This window comes from Streptomyces sp. NPDC107559, assembly GCF_055657365.1.
Map to the genome: position 1 here is coordinate 1,332,144 of NZ_JBVKBD010000001.1, position 18,573 is coordinate 1,350,716.

The following is an 18,573-nucleotide window of genomic DNA, read 5'->3' on the forward strand; positions in this document are numbered from 1 at the left end:
GGCTGTCGGCGATCTGTGCGACCGAGCCGTCCTGCCGGGAGTTTTCGTGGAGGTGGAGCGTGAGTGAACCGCGGTCCGCGCCGACCGTGGGTCAGGTCGTCCTCGGCAGGCGCCTGTTGGACCTGCGGGAGCGCGCCGGACTCAAACGCGAGGAGGCCGCCCAGATCCTCCGTGTCGCCCCCGCCACGGTCCGGCGCATGGAGATGGCCGAGGTCACGCTCAAGATCCCGTACCTCCAACTGCTCCTGAAGGCCTATGGAATCTCGGACGCGGAGGCCGAGGCGTTCGTCCGGCTCGCCGAGGAGGCCAACCAGCCCGGCTGGTGGCAGCGCTTCCACGACATCCTGCCCGGCTGGTTCTCCATGCACGTCAGCCTGGAGGGGGCGGCCGGTCTCATCCGCCAGTACGAGCCCCACTTCGTGCCCGGACTGCTCCAGACCGAGGGCTACGCGCGCGGGGTGCTGAAGTCGGGCGCCATCGGCCAGACCAGTCCCGACGACATCGAGCGCCATGTCGCGCTGCGCATGCAGCGGCAGGGGCTGCTCACCCGGCAGGACGCGCCCCGGCTCTGGGTGGTGATGGACGAGACCGTGCTGCGCCGCCCGGTCGGCGACGCGGAGGTGATGCGGGCCCAGATCGACAAGCTGCTCGACGCCATGAAGCTGCCCAACGTGACGCTCCAGATCGCGCCGTTCGCCAACGGTCCGCATCCCGGCACGTACGGGCCCTTCGTGCTCTTCCGATTCGCCATGCCCGAACTTCCGGACATGGTCTACAGCGAGTACCTGACCGGCGCCGTCTATCTGGACGCGCGCTCCGAGGTGGCGACCCACCTGGAGGTCATGGACCGCATGGCGGCGCAGGCCGCTACTGCACATCGCACGAAGGAGATCCTCCGGGATCTCCGCAAGGAGTTGTGAATGGACCGCATCAAGTCCCAGACCAAGTCGCGGATCCGCACCGAGCGGATCTACAACGGCATGCCCGCACGGGAGTTGGGCAGCGAAGGCTGGCACAAGCCCTGGAGCGGCGGCAACGGGGGCAACTGCCTGGAAGCCATGAAGCTCGCGGACGGCCGCATCGCCGTCCGGCAGTCCACCGACCCCGACGGGCCCGCACTGATCTACACGTCCGACGAGATGACCGCCTTCATCGAGGGCGCGAAGGCGGGGGAGGCGGACTTCCTCCTGTCCTGAACGGACTGTCCCGGACGGCCTGTCCTGGACGGCTGGCTTGAATTGCTCTCCCGCTCGACCCGTTAAACCGATGACTGGCTCAACTCCCTTACCTTGGTTCCCGATTTACCGTGATCACCGTTCGCGCCCCCCACTTACGGAGTGTTGTATGACCGGGCAGGACCACCCCACCGGCGCTGTCCGGATCGACACCAGCCGACCGCATCCCGCGCGGATGTACGACTGGTATCTCGGCGGCAAGGACAACTACCCGGTCGACGAGGAGATGGGCCGGCAGATGCTGGCCCTGGACCCGCGCGTCCCCGTCATGGCCCGGGTCAACCGCGCGTTCATGCACCGTGCCACCCGCTGGCTGGCCGAGCGCGGCGTGCGTCAGTTCCTGGACATAGGCACCGGCATCCCGACCGAGCCGAACCTGCACCAGATCGCCCAGGGCGTCGCGACCGACGCCCGCGTCGTCTACTGCGACAACGACCCGATCGTGCTGGCCCACGCGGCGGCCCTGCTGCGCAGCACTCCGGACGGCCTGACCGAGTATCTTCAGGCCGACGTGCGCGATCCGGCCGCCATAATCGAGGGGGCCCGGAAGATCCTTGACTTCGACCGGCCGATCGCGCTCTCCCTCATCGCGCTGCTGCACTTCATCTCCGACGAGGACGGCGCGCACGAACTGGTCGGCCGGCTGCTGTCCGAACTCCCCTCCGGCAGCTACCTGATGATGACCCACGCGACCGCCGACTTCACTCCTGAGGAGTCGGCGGCGGCGATCGCGAAGCTCCGGGCGGCCGGCATCACCCTCGCACTGCGCTCCCGCGAGGAGTTCGGTCGGTTCTTCCGCGGCCTGGACCTCGTCGAACCCGGGATCGCGGTGGTGCCCGAGTGGCACCCCGAACTGGGCGAACCGGTCCCGGGCCAGGAGGACGGGGTCATACCCGGATACGGAGCGGTGGCCCGCAAGGGGTGAGACCCGCAAGGGGCCCGCGAGGGAAGCCCGGGGGATTCGGCACGGCCCTTCCTCAGGGCTCTCTGCCCCTTCGGGCCCCGGGCCACCGCGGCCGTCGGCGGGCCGGTCCCGGGGGTCACGGCGGGGGCAGCACCCCGCACAGCGCCTCGACGGCCGCTCCGTACGCGTGGTCCGAGGGTGTCGCGTACCCCACCACCAGCCCGTCCCGCACCGCCGTGCCCGTCACCGCCGTGTCCGTCTCCGGGTGCCGGAACGCGGCGAGGCCGTCCAGCGCGACGCCCCGCCGCCCCGCTGCCTCGACCGTGGACCGCTCGGTGCCGTCCGGCAGCCGGAGCACCGCGTGCAGACCGGCCGCGACCCCGGTGACCTCGATGTGCGGGGCCCGCACGGCCAGCGCCTCGACGAGCCGGTCACGGCGGCGGCGGTAACGCTGCCGGGTCCGCCGCACATGACGGTCGTACGACCCCGAGGCCAGGAAGTCGGCCAGGCACAGCTGGTCCGGCACGCTCGCCCACGCCTCGCGCTCGCCCTTGGCGGCCAGTACGTCACCGACGTACCGCCGCGGCAGGACCATCCACCCCAGCCGCAGGGCCGGCGACAGGCTCTTGCTCACCGAGCCGACGAGGACGACCCGGTCGGGGTCGAGGCCCTGGAGGGCGCCGACGGGCTTGCGGTCGTATCGGAACTCCCCGTCGTAGTCGTCCTCGACGACCACACCGCCTCGCGCGCGTGCCCAGTCGATCACCGCGGCCCGGCGCTCGGCGAGCAGCGGAACACCGGTCGGGAACTGGTGCGCGGGCGTGAGCAGCACACCCCGTTCACGGCCCAACCCGCCGACGACAGCGCCGTGTTCGTCCACCGGCAGCGGTACGGTCCGCACGCCCGCCGTGGCGAGCAGCTCCCGATGGAAGCCGAGCCCGTACGCCTCCACGGCCAGCGGCCCGCGCAGGGTCCCGCCCGCGCCCTGGCCGAACAGCAGGCGCAGGGCGTGCGCGAAGCCGGAGCAGATCACGATCCGGTCCGGATCCGTGCGGACCCCGCGGGCCCGTGCCAGGTACTCGGCGAGGGCCTCGCGCAGTTCGATCCGGCCGGCCGGGTCGCCCGGTCCGAACACCTCGTTCGGCGCCTGCTGGAGTGCCCGCCGGTAGGAGGTGAGCCAGGCCGCGCGCGGGAAGGACGACGCGTCGGGGGTGCCCTGCCGCAGGTCGTGCCGGGGGCCACGCGCGCGTGGGAGTGCCGTGCGGGGCACCCGGGGGACATCGTGCGCCGGCGCGGAGCCGCCCCGGTGCCTCGACGGCGGGGGCGGGGCGGACACCCCCATGGCGACGCGCGTGCCGGAGCCCTGGCGGGCGGTCAGCCACCCCTCCGCGACAAGCTCCGCGTACGCGTCCGCCACCGTGTTGCGGGCGACACCCAGGTCGGCGGCGAGCGAGCGGTACGGCGGCAGCCGGGTCCCGGGGGCCAGCCGGCCGTCGCGTACGGCCTCGCGCAGCGCCCGGACGACCGCCGCCCGGCGCCCGCCGGACCCGGACCCGGCCGACGACAGCTCCAGATGCAGGTCGCTGCCGATCCGCTCCGCCGAATTGACCCATGATTCCACCATGGAATTGCACCCTACAAGAGGTCTTTCCAGGCCATAGGTTGAAGCACATGACGACGAACACGATGACGACGAACGCGAACACCCGCACGGCGCACCCGGTCACGGTCACGGACACCCGCACGGACGAGGCGGGCCGCCTCAACTTCGCCAAGGCCGCCCCGAAGGTCTTCCGCGCCCTCATCGGCTTCGACACCGCGGCCCGCGACGGCCTCGACCCGGCTCTCGTCGAACTCGTCCAGATCCGCGCCTCGCACCTCAATCACTGCGCGTACTGCCTGCACATGCACACCAACGACGCCCGCAAGGCCGGCGAGAGCGAGGACCGGCTGCACATGGTCGCCGTCTGGCGCGAGGCCCGCCACTTCTTCACCGGGAAGGAGCAGGCGGCCCTCGCCCTGACCGAGGCGGTGACCCTGGTGGCCGACACTGGTGTCCCGGACGACGTCTACGCCGAGGCGGCGGCCCACTTCGAGGAGCAGGAGCTGGCACACCTGCTGGCCCTGATCTTCGCGATCAACACCTGGAATCGAGTGGCACTGTCGACGGCGAAGCGGGCGGGCACGGACGAACGACGCTAGGGCCGCGGCAGGCAACGTCCGTCCGTCAAGGCGCACCGGCCCCGGCAGTACGGCCCGGTCCGGTTCACATGGCCATGGGCCGGTCGTAGGGCCCGGTCCGGTTCACATGGCCATGGGCCGGTCGTAGGGCCCGGTCCGGTTCACCCGGCCATGGGCCGGCAGTACGGCCCGGTCCGTTCACACGGCCATGGGCCGGTCGTACGGCCCGATCGGAGCCGGAAGCCGGGAACTCCCCGTCAGATAGTGGTCGACGGCCGCGGCCACCGCCCGGCCCTCCGCGATCGCCCACACGATGAGCGACTGCCCGCGCGCCGCGTCCCCGGCGGCGAACACTCCGGGGACGTTCGTCGCGAAGCCGCCGTCCCGGGTGATCGTGCCGCGCGGTTCGAGCCCCAGCCCGAGCTGGTCGATGAGCCCGTCCTGCCGGTCGGGCCCCGAGAAGCCGAGGGCGAGCAGCACGAAGTCGGCGGGGAGCGTACGTCCGGAGCCGGCCACCGGTCTGCGCAGCGCGTCCACCTCGACCAGGTGCAGCGACCGCACCTGCCCGTCGGCGTCGCCGATGAAGTGGAGCGTGGACGCGGCGAACAGCCGGGCGTCCGCGTGCGCCGCGGGCGCCGTCTCCAGGTCGCGCGCCTCCTCGTGCGCGGCCGACAGCCGGTAGACCTTCGGGTACGTCGGCCAGGGGTCGATGTCCTCGTCGCGCTCGGCGTCCGGCTGTGCGTAGATGTCGAGCTGGGTGACGGACGCGGCCCCTTCGCGCACCGCCGTCCCCAGACAGTCCGCGCCGGTGTCACCGCCGCCGACGATCACGACGTGCTTGCCCACGGCGGACATCGGCGAGGTCTCCAGGTCGCCCTCGCACACCCGGTTGGCCAGCGGCAGATACTCCATCGCCTGGTGGATGCCTGCCAACTCGCGTCCCGGAACGCTCAGTTCACGCCACGCGGTGGCGCCCGTGGCGACCACCACGGCGTCGTAGCGCGTGCGCAGTTCGGCCGCGCCCACGTCCCGGCCGACCGCCGTGGACGTACGGAACTTCGTCCCCTCGGCCCGCATCTGCTTCAGCCGGCGCTCAAGATGGTGCTTCTCCATCTTGAACTCGGGGATGCCGTACCGCATCAACCCGCCGAGCCGATCGTCCTTCTCGTACACGGCGACGGTGTGTCCGGCCCGCGTCAGCTGCTGGGCGGCGGCGAGTCCGGTGGGGCCCGAACCGATCACGGCAACCGTCCGTCCGGACAGCCGGTCCGGCGGCTTGGGCGGCACGAACCCCTCCTCCCAGGACCGGTCGGCGATCGCGCACTCGACGTTCTTGATGGTCACGGCCGGCTGGTTGATCGCGAGTACGCACCCCGCCTCGCACGGTGCCGGGCACAACCGCCCGGTGAACTCGGGGAAGTTGTTGGTGGCGTGCAGCCGGTCGGCCGCCGCCCGCCAGTCCTCCCGGGAGACCAGGTCGTTCCACTCGGGGATCAGGTTGCCCAGCGGGCACGCGTCGTGGCAGAACGGTATGCCGCAGTCCATGCAACGGTCGGCCTGTTTGCTGACGATGGGCAGCAGCGCCCCGGGGACGTACACCTCGGCCCAGTCCCGGACCCGCTCCTCGACAGGCCGACGGGCCCACTCCTGGCGGGGCGTCGTCATGAAACCCTTGGGATCGGCCATGGCCGTCTTCCTTGCTCGCGCGTGCGACGGGCCGTGCGTCATCGGGCGGCGCTCTTCCGGCCACGATACGTCTCCCGGGCCGCACGCGCAGAGCGGCCTACAGCGCTTTCTCCCGCCGGCCTCGGCAAGGATCTCCGGGTGCCCGGACGGGCGTCCCGACGTGGGCTCGCGGAGGCGCCCACCGCGTCCCCGGGCGGGCGTCCCGACGGGGCCGCGGCACGCTCAGACGAGCGCCAGCAGGTACACGACCGCGGACAGCGCCGAGGCGGCCACGCGTACGTGGTTCCATCTCGTCCACTCACGCAGATACACCGGCCAGTAGGCGGCCGCCTCCGGGGTGTCCGGCGCCGTCCTCAGCAGCTGGGCGTTGCGCGGCACGTTCGCGACCACCGTCACCCCGAACGAACCGGCCAGGTACAGCGCGCTGCCCAGCAGCAGCTCGACCGTCCCGTCGTCCGGCCACAGGACGAACGTCACCACGGCGATCACCGCGCACACCGTGGCCACACCGAAGAACACGACCATGAACGCGGGTGCCAGGGCCGAGGAGTTGATCGCGTTCATCGCGGCGACCCCCTGGGCCGGCGGCAGCGCGGCCAGTCCCCGCATGACCAGAACCGAGAAGGCGTAGAAGACACCGGCCATCAGTCCCGTGCCGAGGACACCCAGCGCCGCCAGCACCAAGTACGGTCCGTCGATCATTTCTGCGTCAGCTCCCACCCGTCGAGCCGAGATCCTGCCCGGCGCCTTCCGCCATCACAAGTGAATTCATGGCCGCAGGCCGGTGGCCACCGGCCTGCGGCCACCAGCCGGCGCGCACCCGCCACGGTCGAGGGGAGCGGAAGCCTGTGTGCCTGCCGGGCCCGCACGGCAGGCCGCGCTCCCTCACCCGGCCGGGCCGGGCGCAGCACCGCGCCACCCCGCGAGCGCCGACTCCACGTCCGCCGCGATCTGCCGCCGCGCCCGGTGCCGGGGCACACCGCTCATCAGGAGCTCGTCGTAGGGGGTGTCCAGATGCCGTACGGAGGCCACGACCGCCGAGACGACCGCGCCCTCCGAGAGCGCCCGGCCGGCCGCGCTGCGCCCCACCCGGCCACTGCCGCGCGCCGACGCGTGCGCCGCGATCTCCTGCGCCCGGCCCTCGGGAATGGCGGGGAACAACCGTCGTATCTCCGCCGCGAAGACGGCCGTGAACCGCACGTCCTCGGCCGCCCGCCGTCGGGCGTCCCGGGCCCGGCGCCGCCTGCGCGCCTCCGCGTCCGCCAGGCAGCGACGTTCGGCGCGGGCCAGCGCGGACTCCTCGACCAGGATGCCCTGGCGTTCGTACCTGGCCTGGCGCCGGTTGAACCGCACGACCACCGCCGACAGCGCGCTCTCCTCCCGCGATCTGCGGGTCAGTGCCGTGTCACCGCGCGGCAGGAACACCAGATGTCCGAGGTCGGCGCAGTCGAGGCAGCGTGGTGCGCCGTCCTCGAGGACGAGCATCGGCAGCGGCCCGCGACGGCACCCGGCGCACTGCTTGCGCCGCACAGGCTGGACGACGACAAGTCCACCATGAAGTCCGGCACCGGTACGAGGAGTTGCAAGGAGCGCCATATCGGGTTCTTTCCCGCCGGTGAGCCCGCCGTCACACACGTCCGCGGCGCGCGGCACCGCGCGACCGGCGTGCACCGGTCCGGGCGCGGGTCCGGGCGTGGGACCGGGCGTGGGACCGGCGGCCGTCGTGCCCCGGTGCGAGGCGGCATCATGGCGGTGTGCGACTCGAAGCGATCACCTGGGAACGGCTCGGCGACCTGCTCGCCGAGCGGCTGCTCGACCTGAAGCCGGGCGACGGCAGCCCCTGGCCCCGGATCGCCTTCGACGGCGCCCCGGCGGCTCGCCCCGGAGATCTCGCCGAGCGGGTCGCCGAAGCCCTGCGCCTGCGCGGCCGTCCCTCGGCCGTCGTGGCGGCGGAAGGCTTCCTGCGCCCGGCCTCGCTCCGGCTGGAGCACGGGCACCACGACGTGGAGGCCTACTACAACGAATGGTTCGACACCGGCGCCCTGTGGCGTGAGGTGTTCGGCCCCCTCGAACCGGGCGGCGACGGGCGCATCCTGCCCGACCTCTGGGACCCGGTCTCCGACCGTGCCACCCGCAGTTCCTACGTCCGGCTCCCGCCCGGCGGCTTCCTGGTGCTGCACGGCCCCCTCCTGCTGCGTCACTGGTTCCCGTTCGACCTGAGCGTCCACGTCCTCCTCTCCCCGCCCGCCCTGCGCCGCCGCACCCCCGAGGCCGACCGCTGGACGCTGCCCGCCTTCGAGACCTACGAGCGGGAGACCGACCCGGCCGGCACGGCCGACGTCCTGGTGCGCGCGGACGATCCACGGCACCCGGCGTGGGGCGGCTGACCCGCCCACCGGACCGCAGCCGTGCCTCGGAGCCGGCCGTTGCGCCGGAAGCCGTGCCTCAGAGCCGGCCGTTGCGCCGGAAGCCGTGCCTCAGAGCCAGCCGTTGCGCCGGAAGCCGTGCCTCAGAGCCAGCCGTTGCGCCGGAAGCCGCGGTGCAGCACCAGACAGGCGACGGCGATCACGCCGAGGACCAAGGGGTAGCCGAACTGCCAGTGCCGCTCCGGCATGTGATCGAAGTTCATCCCGTACACCCCGCAGACCATCGTCGGTACGGCGATCACCGCGGCCCATGCCGTGATCTTGCGCATGTCCTCGTTCTGCGCGACCGTGACCTGCGCGAGGTGCGCCTGGAGAATGGAGTTGAGCAGTTCGTCGAAGGACGCGATCTGCTCCGTGGCCCGCAGCAGATGGTCGGAGACATCGCGGAAGTAGGCCTGTATCTCGGTGTCGACCACCCGCATGGGCCGGTCCGAGAGGTCCAGCAGCGGCCGGGCGAGCGGGACCACCGCCCGCTTCAGCTCCAGGAGTTCCCGCTTGAGCTGGTAGATGCGGCCCGGGTCGGCCCGTCCGCCGTCCGCCGAGAACACGTCCGTCTCGACCTGGTCGATGTCCGACTGCATGGAGTCGGCGACATGGAGATAGTCGTCGACCACATGGTCCGCGATCGCGTGCAGCACTGCCGACGGTCCCTTGGCGAGCTGGACCGGATCGCTCTCCAACTCCTCGCGCAGCGGGCCCAGGGAGCCGTGCCGTCCGTGCCGCACCGAGATGACGAAGTCATGGCCGACGAACACCATGATCTCGCCGGTGTTCACCACCTCGCTGGTCGCGGTGAGTTCCTCGTGCTCGACGTAGCAGACCGTCTTGAACACCGCGAACAGTGTCTCGCCGTATCGCTCGACCTTCGGACGCTGGTGCGCCTCGACCGCGTCCTCGACGGCCAGCGGGTGCAGGTCGAACAGCTCGGCGATCCCCGCGAACTCCTGGTCCGTGGGCTCGTGGAGACCCAGCCAGACGAAACCGTCGCCGTACTTGCGCACCCGCGCCACGGCATCGACCAGATCCCGCCCGCCCGGAGTCCGGACGCCGTCCCGGTACGTCACGCAGTTCACCACGGAAGAGCCGAGCGGGGACCGCGCGGGGTGACTCAGGTCGACGCGTGGGCGCCGACGCGTGAGCCGTGCCACCTTGCGGAGGCCACCGACCCTGCCGAGTTCGGTGACCCTTCGCAGGTTCCCTGCCATGGACATCTGGATCTCCTCGCGTGGATCTCCTCGCGCCGTACTGCCGAACTGCCGTACTCCTGCGCCCTGGCGTGCCAGTCTGCCAGGTGCGGGGAAGCGGCGGGAAAGCCTGTGGAAACAGGAGATTCCGCTTGGTTCCCGCCTGTGGACGGACCGGCCTGCTCCGACGACGCGGGGAGCGTCGTCCGCATGGGACAAGCGGCCTGACTGGGATGATCGGGGCATGACGCGAACCGACCGGTATCTCCTCGACAATCGCCAGTCCGAGGCGGCAGAGCGATTCGACGCCTTCGCCGCCCTTTTCGACCCCACCACGTTCCGGCACATGGAGAAGCTCGGGATCGGACCCGGCTGGCGCTGCTGGGAAGTCGGTGCCGGCGGTACCTCCGTGGTGTCCTGGCTGGCCAGGAAGGTCGGGCCGACCGGCAAGGTCGTCGCGACCGACATCGACGTCTCACGGCTGGCCGCCGTGGCCCGGCCCCCGGTCGAGGTGAGCGTCCACGACGTGGGCGCGCAGGAGCCGCCGGAGGCGGACTTCGACCTGGTGCACGCCCGGCTCGTCCTCGTCCATGTCCCGGACAGGGAGCGGGCGCTCCAGTCGATGATCAAGGCCCTGCGCCCCGGCGGGCGGCTCCTGATCGAGGACGCCGACCCGGCGCTGCAACCGCTTCTGTGCCCCGACGAGCACGGTCCGGAGCAGCAGCTCGCGAACCGCCTGAGGCACGGATTCCGCTCACTCCTGGCCGACCGCGGCGCCGACCTCGCGTACGGGCGCAGGCTTCCTCGGCTGCTGCGCGAGGCCGGGCTGCACCAGGTCGAGGCCGACGCCTACTTCCCGGTCACCTCGCCCGCCTGCACCGCCCTGGAGGCGGCGACGGTCCGGCAGATCCGCGGCCGCCTGGTCGAGGCGGGCCTTGCCACGGACCAGGACATCGACCAGCACCTGGCGAACCTGGCCGCCGGCAGCATGGACCTGGCCACCGCCCCCATGATCTCGGCCTGGGGCCGCAAACCGTAGCGGCGCCGGGCCCGGCAGGCGCGAGGCCGGGCCGGGCCCGCCGGGCGTGAGGCCGAGGTGGGGCGGGCGGGGCGGCCGCGAAGCCCGACACGGGGTGGACGCGTCCCTGCGTCCGCAGGACTCCGGCCACACCCACGCCCGCCGCGAGCCTTCGCCGTGGGCCTTCATCCGGCCGTGCGTACGGCCCGTCAGCGCCTCCGCGCGCTCTGCGGTCGCCGTACGTTCTGCGGTCGCCGTCTCAGCGCGACCCGGGTGGTCTCCCGCCGACCCGTTCGACCGCCTGTGCCCCGGCCCGGCACCCTTGCGCCGCGGCCTCCTCGGGTTCGGCCCCGGCGAGCAGTGCCGCGAGGAACGCGCCCGTGAAGGCATCGCCCGCTCCCGTGGTGTCCCGGGGCGTCGCCGGCACCGCGGGGACGCGGGCCCGCACGGTGCCGGACCTGGCCACCAGCGCGCCGTCGGCGCCCTGCTTGGCGACCACCAGCGGGACGTGACGGCTCAGCTTGGCCGCCGCGTCCGCCGTGGCGGGCAGCCCCGTGAGCAGGCACGCCTCGTCCCGGCTCGGCAGCAGGACCGTCACCCCCGCGACGAGCTCCAGGAACCGCTCGACGCCCAGGCCGACCAGAAAACCGGCCGACGCGGGATCCAGGCTCACCGGCACACCACACGCGCGTGCCGAGTCCAGGGCCGCCGCCACCATGGCCCGGCTCGGCTCCGAGAACAGCAGATAGCCCGACAGATGCAGCCACGCGACCCCGTCGAGCAACACATCCGACCAGTCGCCCGGGTCGAGTCGCAGGCACGCGCCGCTGTCGGTGAGGAACGTCCGCTCCGCCGCCTCTCCCGTGTCGACCAGGCAGATCACCGTCCCGGTCGGCGCCTGCGCGTCCACGACCAGCCGCGGCCGCACCCCGTGACAGGTCAGCTCCCGCTCGTGCCAGGCGGCCGAGTCCGCGCCCACCCGCCCGAGCATCCGCACCTCGGGACAGCCCCAGTGGGCGGCCCAGCACGCGACGTTGGCGCCCGCGCCGCCGGGCAGGGTACGGATCGAGGCGGCCGTGTCGGTGCCGGTGGCGAGCGGCCCCCGGTGCCGGGCCACGACATCCGTGACCACGTCACCGACGACCAGCAGCGCCCCGTCCCGTCCGGTTGTCATCCCCCGGCCCACGCCGCCGCGATCCGGCCCGCCAGTCTCACGTTCCCTCGTACGGCCGCCAGATTGGCGCTCAGCGAGGCGCCGTCCGTGTGCCGCACGAGGTGGTCGAGCAGGAACGGAGTGACCGCCTGCCCGCTGACGCCCTGCTCCTCGCACGCGCTCAGCGCCTCGGCGAGCACCCGCGCGTGCAGCTCGGGATCCAGCTGCTCCCGCTCGGGGACGGGCTGGGCGACGATCAGCGCCGACTCCGGCCCACCGATGGCGTCCTGCGCCCGCATGACGTCCGCCACCTGCCCCGGGGTGTCGAGCCGCCAGTCCACCGGGTGGCCCGAGTCCGACAGATAGAAACCCGGGAAGCGGTCCGTGCCGTACCCGGCCACCGCGACGCCCAGCGTCTCCAGCCGTTGCAGGGTCGCCGGCACGTCCAGGATGGACTTCACGCCCGCGCACACCACCGTGATCCGGGTCCGTGCCAGCAGCCCCAGATCCGCCGACTCGTCCTGTGTCACGGTCCACTCGCGGTGCACCCCGCCGAGTCCCCCCGTCGCGAACACCCGGACGCCCGCGAGCGCGGCCAACATCGCGGTCGCCGATACGGTCGTCGCCCCACTGGCCCCCGCGGCCACCGCGAGCGGCAGGTCGCGATGGCCGAGCTTGCGGATCCCGTCCTCGTTCGCGACCCGCTCCAGCTGCTCCTTGTCCAGGCCCACATGCGGCCGCCCGTCGAGGACGGCGATCGTCGCCGGTACGGCACCCTCCTGCCGTACGACGGTCTCCAGCTCCAGCGCCACCTGAAGGTTGCGCGGGCGCGGCAGCCCGTGCGCGATGATCGTGGACTCCAGGGCCACCACGGGCCGACGCGCGGCTATCGCTTCCCGTACCTCATCGGACACCACCAGCACCACGCGCCTGCCTCCTGTCTCGCGGTTCTCCCTCATCTCTGGCGGGCGGCGCGTCCGGTCAAACCCTCGCGGCGGTCGGGGACGACACCGGCAGCCCCCTGCGCCCTCGCGGTCACCGCAGGGGGCGCCTGCGGGCCGGCGCCCCCGAACGGCGTGAAACGCTCCCGAGGCGGGTGTCCTGTCCGCGGTCCTCAGAACAGCGGCTCGGGCAGCACACCTTCCAGGGCGAGCAGTTTCCGCTTCGTCTCCAGACCGCCCCCGAACCCGCCGATGCCGCCGTCGCTCTCGACGACCCGGTGACAGGGCACGATCACGGGCAGCGGATTGGAACCCATCGCGACGCCCACCGCCTGTGCCGCGCCCGGCTGACCGACCCGGCTCGCCAGATCGCCGTAGCCGACGACCGCGCCGAAGGGGACGCCGGACGCCAGCTCCCGCAGCACCTGCCGGTTGAAGCCCGAGCTCAGCGACCAGTCCAGTGGCAGCTCGAAGGCGCGCCGCTCACCGGCGAAGTAGGCCTCGACCTGGCGTATCGCCTCCGCCAGCAGCGGGGAACCGGGCGCCTCGACGGGCGTGGTTCCCAGCCGCTCCGCGAGTCGGCCGAGCGACTTGTCGCGCACCGCGTCGGTGGCGTGGAACACGACGTTGACCAGACCCGTGCCGGTCGCGGCCAGAAGCAGCGGACCGATGTCGGTGGCGACGACGGTCCACACGACCTGCTGCTCGTACTGCCCAAGGCTGTCCATGCGCCCCACCGTACGGGCCGCCACTGACAACAGCCCCGGAACCGGACACCGGACAGTGCGCCCCGGGCAGCCGGCGGGGTCAGCACCCGGAGAAGGCCTGGCGCACGAGGTCGGGCTTGTCGGTGATGACGCCGTCGACCCCGTACCCGGCGACCTTCCGGGCGGTCTCCGCGTCGTCGACGGTCCAGGCGGCGACCCCCATCCGCCTGCCGTGCGGGCCCGTGAGCGCGTGCACCGCGGACACGTACGCCGCGGACAGGGACCCGTGCGAGGCGTTGATCCGGTCGGTGAAGGCCGCGTAGCCGCGCAGGTCCCGCACGGCAGGGCTGCCGAGGAACCCGGTGGTGACGGCGGGCTCCAGGTCGTGGACCGTGCGCAGGCTGTCCGCGCTGAAGCTCTGGACGACCAGCCGGCGGGCGAGGTGCTGCCGGTCGAGCCAGCCCTCGTTGCCGAGCAGCTTGAGGATCTGCTGCTCGACACCCGGGTACAGTTCCGGGTTCTTGATCTCCAGGAGCAGGTTCTGACGGTTGTGCTCGACGCGGCGCATGTACTGTTCCAGCGTCGGCACGTGCACGCCCGCGTAGGCGCGGCCGAACCAGCTGCCCGCGTCGAGGCGTGCGATCTCGGCGGCTGTGAAGTCCTTCACCTTCCAGGGCGAGCGGCCGGGGAAGATCCGCTCGACGTCGGTGGTGCGCCGGAGGCTGTCGTCGTGGATCACCACGAGCGTGCCGTCCTTGGTGCGCTGGACGTCGTTCTCCACCCAGTCGACGCCCAGCCCGGCGGCCCGGTCGACGGCCGCCAGGGTGTTCTCGGGGGCGTAGGACGAGGCACCCCGGTGGGCGATGACCACGGGCCGTCGGCCGGAACGCGCCCGGGCGTCGGAAGCGGGCGTCAGAAGAGTCACAGCGGCCAGGAGCGCGGCGGTCATGACGGCAAGTGCGCGCGCGTACATGCGTACTCCTCGCATCGGGCGACTACGGACGGTTCAACTGTGACAGCAGAGCGTCCGCGGCGAGGGGTGTGCGAGGTGGCCGCAGGCTGAACGGACGCCGTCACGCCTGCTCACGGTTGCCGCACATGTGCGGCAATAGTGTGTTTCTTTGCCGGAGAGTCGTTCGGTCAATGCGGTGAGAGTCATACTCTCTGCCTCGGCCTCGACCGCAAGGACGGTCCTGAGGGAGGGGGATAATTAAGGCGATTCAGGACCGAAACCGGGCGGAGGGCAGCCGAGCATGCAAGGCACGGTCGACGGATTCAGCTACGGTCTCGTCACACCGCTGGTGGCCTATGTCATGGCCTGCCTCGGTGGTGCCCTCGGACTCCGCTGCACCACCAGGGCCCTGCTCGTGACCCAGTCCTGGCGTCCGGGCTGGCTCGCCCTCGGCTCGGCGGCGATGGGTTCCGGCATATGGACCATGCATTTCATAGCGATGATGGGCTTCTCGGTCTCCGAGACGCCGATCCGCTACGACAGGCCGACGATGTACGCCAGCCTCGCCGTGGGCGTCGTCATGGTAGGCGTCGGGATCTTCATCGTCGGCTACAAGGGTGCCAAGGGAGCGGCCCTGTTCACCGGGGGCACCATCACCGGTCTGGGAGTGGCCTCGATGCACTACCTGGGCATGGCCGGAATGCGCCTGAACGGAGTCCTGGGGTACAGCACGCTGACGGTCGCCGCCTCCGTCGCCATCGCCATGGCCGCCGCCACCGCCGCCCTGTGGGCGGCCGGCCAGGTCCGGGGGCTGCGCTGGAGCGTGGGCGCGAGCCTGGTGATGGGCCTGGCCGTCAGCGGGATGCACTACATGGGGATGGCCGGCCTCAGCGTCCACCTGCACGCCACGCCCCACGCCGCCTCCGGCGACTCGCCCGCGGCGCTGCTCGCCCCCATGCTCATCGGCCCGCTGGCCTTCCTCTGCCTCGCCGGTGTCGTGGTGGTGTTCGATCCGCTGATGATCATGGGCAGGCCCGAACGGGTCGTGGCCGAGCCCAAGCCCGGCATCCCGGCCCATCCGGTCGTGGAGCACGCGGGCCGCCGTGTGCCGCCCCGGCCTCGGCGGGAAGCGGTGCAGCGCCGCTCCCGCACCCCGCAGGGCCGCTGATCCGGCCCCGTTGTCAGTGGGGGGCCGTACGGTGGAACCCATGCGGCCCGTTTCCCACATCGAACGCACGGTGGCGCCCTTCGAGGTCGTCAGCCCCTACCAGCCCAGCGGCGACCAGCCGGCGGCCATCGCCGATCTGGCCCGGCGCATCGAGGGCGGTGAGAAGGACGTCGTCCTCCTGGGCGCGACCGGCACCGGCAAGTCCGCCACCACGGCGTGGATGATCGAGAAGCTCCAGCGCCCCACGCTCGTGATGGCCCCGAACAAGACCCTGGCCGCCCAGCTGGCGAACGAGTTCCGAGAGCTGCTCCCGAACAACGCGGTCGAGTACTTCGTCTCGTACTACGACTACTACCAGCCCGAGGCCTACGTTCCGCAGTCGGACACCTACATCGAGAAGGACTCCTCGATCAACGAGGAGGTCGAGCGCCTGCGCCACTCCTCGACCAACTCGCTGCTCACCCGCCGCGACGTGATCGTGGTCGCCTCGGTCTCCTGCATCTACGGCCTCGGCACCCCGCAGGAGTACGTGGACCGCATGGTCCAGCTCAAGGTCGGCGACGAGATCGACCGCGACCAGCTGCTGCGCCGCTTCGTGGACATCCAGTACACGCGCAACGACATGGCGTTCACCCGCGGCACCTTCCGGGTCCGCGGCGACACCATCGAGATCTTCCCGGTCTACGAGGAGCTCGCCGTCCGCATCGAGATGTTCGGCGACGAGATCGAGGCGCTGTCCACCCTGCACCCGGTCACCGGCGAGATCATCAGCGACGACCAGCACCTCTACGTCTTCCCCGCCACCCACTACGTCGCCGGACCCGAGCGCATGGAGCGGGCCGTCAACGACATCGAGAAGGAGCTCGGGCAGCGGCTGACCGAGCTGGAGAAGCAGGGCAAGCTCCTGGAGGCGCAGCGCCTGCGGATGCGGACCACCTACGACATCGAGATGCTCCGCCAGATCGGCAGCTGCTCCGGTGTCGAGAACTACTCGATGCACTTCGACGGCCGCGAGCCGGGCTCCCCGCCGAACACCCTGCTCGACTACTTCCCCGACGACTTCCTGCTCGTCATCGACGAGTCGCACGTCACCGTGCCGCAGATCGGCGCCATGTACGAGGGCGACGCCTCCCGCAAGCGCACCCTCGTCGACCACGGCTTCCGGCTGCCCTCCGCCCTGGACAACCGTCCGCTGAAGTGGGAGGAGTTCCAGGAGCGCATCGGTCAGACGGTGTATCTGTCGGCGACTCCCGGCAAGTACGAGCTCTCGCGCGGGGACGGGGTCGTCGAACAGATCATCCGGCCCACCGGCCTCATCGATCCGGAGGTCGTCGTCAAGCCCACCGAGGGGCAGATCGACGACCTGGTCCACGAGATCCGCAGCCGGGTCGAGAAGGACGAGCGCGTCCTGGTCACCACCCTCACCAAGAAGATGGCCGAGGACCTCACCGACTACTTCCTGGAACTCGGCATCCAGGTGCGCTATCTGCACAGCGACGTCGACACCCTGCGCCGCGTCGAGCTCCTGCGCGAGCTGCGGGCCGGCGAGTTCGACGTCCTCGTCGGCATCAACCTGCTGCGTGAGGGGCTCGACCTGCCCGAGGTGTCCCTGGTGGCCATCCTCGATGCCGACAAGGAGGGCTTCCTGCGCTCCGGCACCTCCCTGATCCAGACCATCGGCCGTGCTGCGCGCAACGTCTCCGGCCAGGTCCACATGTACGCCGACAAGATCACTCCGGCGATGGAGCGGGCCATCGACGAGACCAACCGCCGGCGCGAGAAGCAGGTCGCGTACAACACGGCGAACGGCATCGACCCGCAGCCGCTGCGCAAGAAGATCAACGACATCGTGGCGCAGATCGCCCGCGAGGACGTCGACACCGAGCAGCTGCTCGGCTCCGGCTACCGCAAGGCGAAGAAGGACGGCCACGGCACCAAGGCCCCGGTGCCCTCCCTCGGCGGCAAGGCGGCCGGCGCGAAGGCCGGCCGGTCCGCCAAGGCCAAGACCAAGGAGACGGTGCCGACCGACCGCCCCGCGACCGAACTCGCCGAGCAGATCGAGGAACTGACGCAGCGGATGCGCGCCGCCGCTGCGGACCTCCAGTTCGAGATCGCCGCCCGGCTGCGTGACGAGGTGTCCGAGATGAAGAAGGAACTGCGTCAGATGCGGGAGGCGGGCCTGGCCTGACCCTGTAGCCACACCGGACCCCGGCGCAGCGTGCTGTGTTGCAAGACCGACACAAAGTACGGACCGGGGTTCGGCACTGTCAGTGGCTCTGCGTAGGGTTCTGGACAACCCGCGGAATCCGCGGCAACCGGGGACAGCTCGAGAGGGGATCAAGCCGTGACCGTCAACATGACCAAGGGTCAGGCCATCAGTCTGCAGAAGAACGACGGGGGCAGCCTGACCGCGGTACGCATGGGTCTCGGCTGGCAGGCTGCTCCCCGTCGCGGCCTGTTCGGCTCGCGCACCCGTGAGATCGACCTCGACGCCTCCGCCGTGCTGTTCGCGGACAAGCAGCCGGTCGACGTGGTCTTCTTCCGTCACCTCGTCAGCGACGACGGCTCGGTGCGCCACACCGGCGACAACCTCGTCGGCGGTGTCGGCCAGGGCGGCGACGACGAGGCCATCCTCGTCGACCTCCAGCGCATCCCGGTCCACATCGACCAGATCGTCTTCACCGTGAACTCCTTCACGGGCCAGACCTTCCAGGAAGTGCAGAACGCGTTCTGCCGTCTGGTCGACGAGACCAACGGCCAGGAGCTCGCCCGCTACACGCTGGCGGGCGGCGGCGCCTACACGGCCCAGATCATGGCCAAGGTGCACCGGGCCGGTTCGGGCTGGTCGATGACGGCCCTCGGCGCTCCGGCCAACGGTCGTACCTTCCAGGACCTGATGCCGGTCATCCTTCCGCTTCTCTAGGGCCGGGCGTCGCGACGGGACGAAGTCTGCCTGTCGCGGCGCCGGGCGGAGCGGCGAGCGGCACACGACGACACGGTGGCACGGGGCAGGGAGAC

Annotated in this window: 18 protein-coding genes; 9 read left to right on the top strand and 9 right to left on the bottom strand. The window is 71.6% G+C overall.

Going from position 1 to position 18,573, the window contains the following annotated elements; all coding sequences use genetic code 11:
• Positions 1-59 precede the first annotated feature (59 nt).
• From ACZ7OY_RS05705 to ACZ7OY_RS05715, 3 genes are all read left to right on the top strand, one after another.
• Entirely contained in the window at positions 60-920 is an 861-nt protein-coding gene (locus tag ACZ7OY_RS05705) for a helix-turn-helix domain-containing protein (protein ID WP_471910173.1), read from the top strand.
• Positions 921-1,196 carry a DUF397 domain-containing protein gene (locus ACZ7OY_RS05710; RefSeq protein ID WP_392619229.1) on the top strand — a complete coding sequence of 92 codons (276 nt, stop codon included), beginning with the start codon at positions 921-923 and terminating at the stop codon, positions 1,194-1,196.
• A gap of 148 nt (positions 1,197-1,344) precedes the next feature.
• Positions 1,345-2,160: an SAM-dependent methyltransferase gene (locus ACZ7OY_RS05715; protein WP_471910174.1), complete on the top strand. Its 816-nt coding sequence runs from the start codon at positions 1,345-1,347 to the stop codon at positions 2,158-2,160.
• A 115-nt stretch (positions 2,161-2,275) separates the two neighbouring features.
• Here ACZ7OY_RS05715 and pdxR read toward each other — a convergent pair whose 3' ends face one another.
• Entirely contained in the window at positions 2,276-3,763 is a 1,488-nt protein-coding gene (gene pdxR / locus ACZ7OY_RS05720; RefSeq protein WP_471910175.1) for a MocR-like pyridoxine biosynthesis transcription factor PdxR, read from the bottom strand.
• 47 nt (positions 3,764-3,810) lie between these two features.
• Here pdxR and ACZ7OY_RS05725 point away from each other — a divergent pair, with 47 nt between their 5' ends.
• Positions 3,811-4,341, top strand: a complete 531-nt coding sequence (locus ACZ7OY_RS05725) for a carboxymuconolactone decarboxylase family protein (protein WP_471910176.1) — start codon at positions 3,811-3,813, stop codon at positions 4,339-4,341.
• Positions 4,342-4,518: 177 nt separating this feature from the next.
• On the opposite strand, the gene ACZ7OY_RS05730 is transcribed toward ACZ7OY_RS05725, so the two are convergent.
• The 3 genes from ACZ7OY_RS05730 to ACZ7OY_RS05740 all read right to left on the bottom strand — a co-directional run bounded on the left by ACZ7OY_RS05730 (position 4,519) and on the right by ACZ7OY_RS05740 (position 7,602).
• Positions 4,519-6,006, bottom strand: a complete 1,488-nt coding sequence (locus ACZ7OY_RS05730; RefSeq protein WP_471910177.1) for a glutamate synthase subunit beta — start codon at positions 6,004-6,006, stop codon at positions 4,519-4,521.
• A 222-nt stretch (positions 6,007-6,228) separates the two neighbouring features.
• A complete protein-coding gene (locus ACZ7OY_RS05735) occupies positions 6,229-6,708 on the bottom strand; it encodes an anthrone oxygenase family protein (protein WP_471910178.1) in 480 nt (159 codons plus the stop codon).
• A gap of 183 nt (positions 6,709-6,891) precedes the next feature.
• Positions 6,892-7,602: a DUF2293 domain-containing protein gene (locus ACZ7OY_RS05740; protein WP_471910179.1), complete on the bottom strand. Its 711-nt coding sequence runs from the start codon at positions 7,600-7,602 to the stop codon at positions 6,892-6,894.
• A 158-nt stretch (positions 7,603-7,760) separates the two neighbouring features.
• On the opposite strand from ACZ7OY_RS05740, the gene ACZ7OY_RS05745 reads away from it, so the two are divergent.
• Positions 7,761-8,393, top strand: coding sequence for a nucleoside/nucleotide kinase family protein (locus tag ACZ7OY_RS05745; RefSeq protein WP_471910180.1), 633 nt, complete (start codon positions 7,761-7,763; stop codon positions 8,391-8,393).
• 122 nt (positions 8,394-8,515) lie between these two features.
• Here the strand turns inward: ACZ7OY_RS05745 and ACZ7OY_RS05750 are convergent, their stop codons facing one another.
• On the bottom strand, positions 8,516-9,643 hold the full coding sequence (locus ACZ7OY_RS05750; RefSeq protein ID WP_471910181.1) for a magnesium and cobalt transport protein CorA: 1,128 nt from the start codon (positions 9,641-9,643) through the stop codon (positions 8,516-8,518).
• 217 nt (positions 9,644-9,860) lie between these two features.
• Between ACZ7OY_RS05750 and ACZ7OY_RS05755 the strand changes: the two genes are divergently transcribed.
• On the top strand, positions 9,861-10,655 hold the full coding sequence (locus tag ACZ7OY_RS05755; RefSeq protein WP_471910182.1) for a methyltransferase domain-containing protein: 795 nt from the start codon (positions 9,861-9,863) through the stop codon (positions 10,653-10,655).
• A gap of 238 nt (positions 10,656-10,893) precedes the next feature.
• Here ACZ7OY_RS05755 and ACZ7OY_RS05760 read toward each other — a convergent pair whose 3' ends face one another.
• From ACZ7OY_RS05760 to ACZ7OY_RS05775, 4 genes are all read right to left on the bottom strand, one after another.
• Positions 10,894-11,808, bottom strand: coding sequence for a carbohydrate kinase family protein (locus ACZ7OY_RS05760; RefSeq protein ID WP_471910183.1), 915 nt, complete (start codon positions 11,806-11,808; stop codon positions 10,894-10,896).
• Positions 11,805-12,713: a pseudouridine-5'-phosphate glycosidase gene (locus tag ACZ7OY_RS05765; protein WP_471910184.1), complete on the bottom strand. Its 909-nt coding sequence runs from the start codon at positions 12,711-12,713 to the stop codon at positions 11,805-11,807. Before ACZ7OY_RS05765 ends, ACZ7OY_RS05760 begins: the two co-directional genes overlap by 4 nt.
• Before the next feature lie 188 nt (positions 12,714-12,901).
• Positions 12,902-13,456, bottom strand: a complete 555-nt coding sequence (locus ACZ7OY_RS05770; protein ID WP_471910185.1) for a methylated-DNA--[protein]-cysteine S-methyltransferase — start codon at positions 13,454-13,456, stop codon at positions 12,902-12,904.
• Between the two features lie 79 nt (positions 13,457-13,535).
• A complete protein-coding gene (locus ACZ7OY_RS05775; protein ID WP_471910186.1) occupies positions 13,536-14,408 on the bottom strand; it encodes a glycerophosphodiester phosphodiesterase in 873 nt (290 codons plus the stop codon).
• A gap of 280 nt (positions 14,409-14,688) precedes the next feature.
• Here ACZ7OY_RS05775 and ACZ7OY_RS05780 point away from each other — a divergent pair, with 280 nt between their 5' ends.
• From ACZ7OY_RS05780 to ACZ7OY_RS05790, 3 genes are all read left to right on the top strand, one after another.
• Positions 14,689-15,555, top strand: a complete 867-nt coding sequence (locus ACZ7OY_RS05780) for an MHYT domain-containing protein (RefSeq protein ID WP_471910187.1) — start codon at positions 14,689-14,691, stop codon at positions 15,553-15,555.
• Between the two features lie 40 nt (positions 15,556-15,595).
• Complete coding sequence (gene uvrB / locus ACZ7OY_RS05785) at positions 15,596-17,743, top strand: excinuclease ABC subunit UvrB (protein ID WP_471910188.1); 2,148 nt, start codon at positions 15,596-15,598, stop codon at positions 17,741-17,743.
• A gap of 156 nt (positions 17,744-17,899) precedes the next feature.
• A complete protein-coding gene (locus ACZ7OY_RS05790; RefSeq protein WP_351605645.1) occupies positions 17,900-18,478 on the top strand; it encodes a TerD family protein in 579 nt (192 codons plus the stop codon).
• Positions 18,479-18,573 lie beyond the last annotated feature (95 nt).

Excerpts from the sequence above, each read along its gene's own strand:
- ACZ7OY_RS05775 (WP_471910186.1), bottom strand. The coding sequence starts at position 14,408 with ATGTACGCGCGCGCACTTGCCGTCATGACCGCCGCGCTCCTGGCCGCT.
- ACZ7OY_RS05780 (WP_471910187.1), top strand. The coding sequence starts at position 14,689 with ATGCAAGGCACGGTCGACGGATTCAGCTACGGTCTCGTCACACCGCTG.
- ACZ7OY_RS05740 (WP_471910179.1), bottom strand. The coding sequence starts at position 7,602 with ATGGCGCTCCTTGCAACTCCTCGTACCGGTGCCGGACTTCATGGTGGA.
- ACZ7OY_RS05760 (WP_471910183.1), bottom strand. The coding sequence starts at position 11,808 with ATGACAACCGGACGGGACGGGGCGCTGCTGGTCGTCGGTGACGTGGTC.
- uvrB (WP_471910188.1), top strand. The coding sequence starts at position 15,596 with ATGCGGCCCGTTTCCCACATCGAACGCACGGTGGCGCCCTTCGAGGTC.
- ACZ7OY_RS05750 (WP_471910181.1), bottom strand. The coding sequence starts at position 9,643 with ATGTCCATGGCAGGGAACCTGCGAAGGGTCACCGAACTCGGCAGGGTC.
- pdxR (WP_471910175.1), bottom strand. The coding sequence starts at position 3,763 with ATGGTGGAATCATGGGTCAATTCGGCGGAGCGGATCGGCAGCGACCTG.
- ACZ7OY_RS05770 (WP_471910185.1), bottom strand. The coding sequence starts at position 13,456 with ATGGACAGCCTTGGGCAGTACGAGCAGCAGGTCGTGTGGACCGTCGTC.
- ACZ7OY_RS05710 (WP_392619229.1), top strand. The coding sequence starts at position 921 with ATGGACCGCATCAAGTCCCAGACCAAGTCGCGGATCCGCACCGAGCGG.
- ACZ7OY_RS05735 (WP_471910178.1), bottom strand. The coding sequence starts at position 6,708 with ATGATCGACGGACCGTACTTGGTGCTGGCGGCGCTGGGTGTCCTCGGC.
- ACZ7OY_RS05715 (WP_471910174.1), top strand. The coding sequence starts at position 1,345 with ATGACCGGGCAGGACCACCCCACCGGCGCTGTCCGGATCGACACCAGC.
- ACZ7OY_RS05725 (WP_471910176.1), top strand. The coding sequence starts at position 3,811 with ATGACGACGAACACGATGACGACGAACGCGAACACCCGCACGGCGCAC.
- ACZ7OY_RS05755 (WP_471910182.1), top strand. The coding sequence starts at position 9,861 with ATGACGCGAACCGACCGGTATCTCCTCGACAATCGCCAGTCCGAGGCG.
- ACZ7OY_RS05730 (WP_471910177.1), bottom strand. The coding sequence starts at position 6,006 with ATGGCCGATCCCAAGGGTTTCATGACGACGCCCCGCCAGGAGTGGGCC.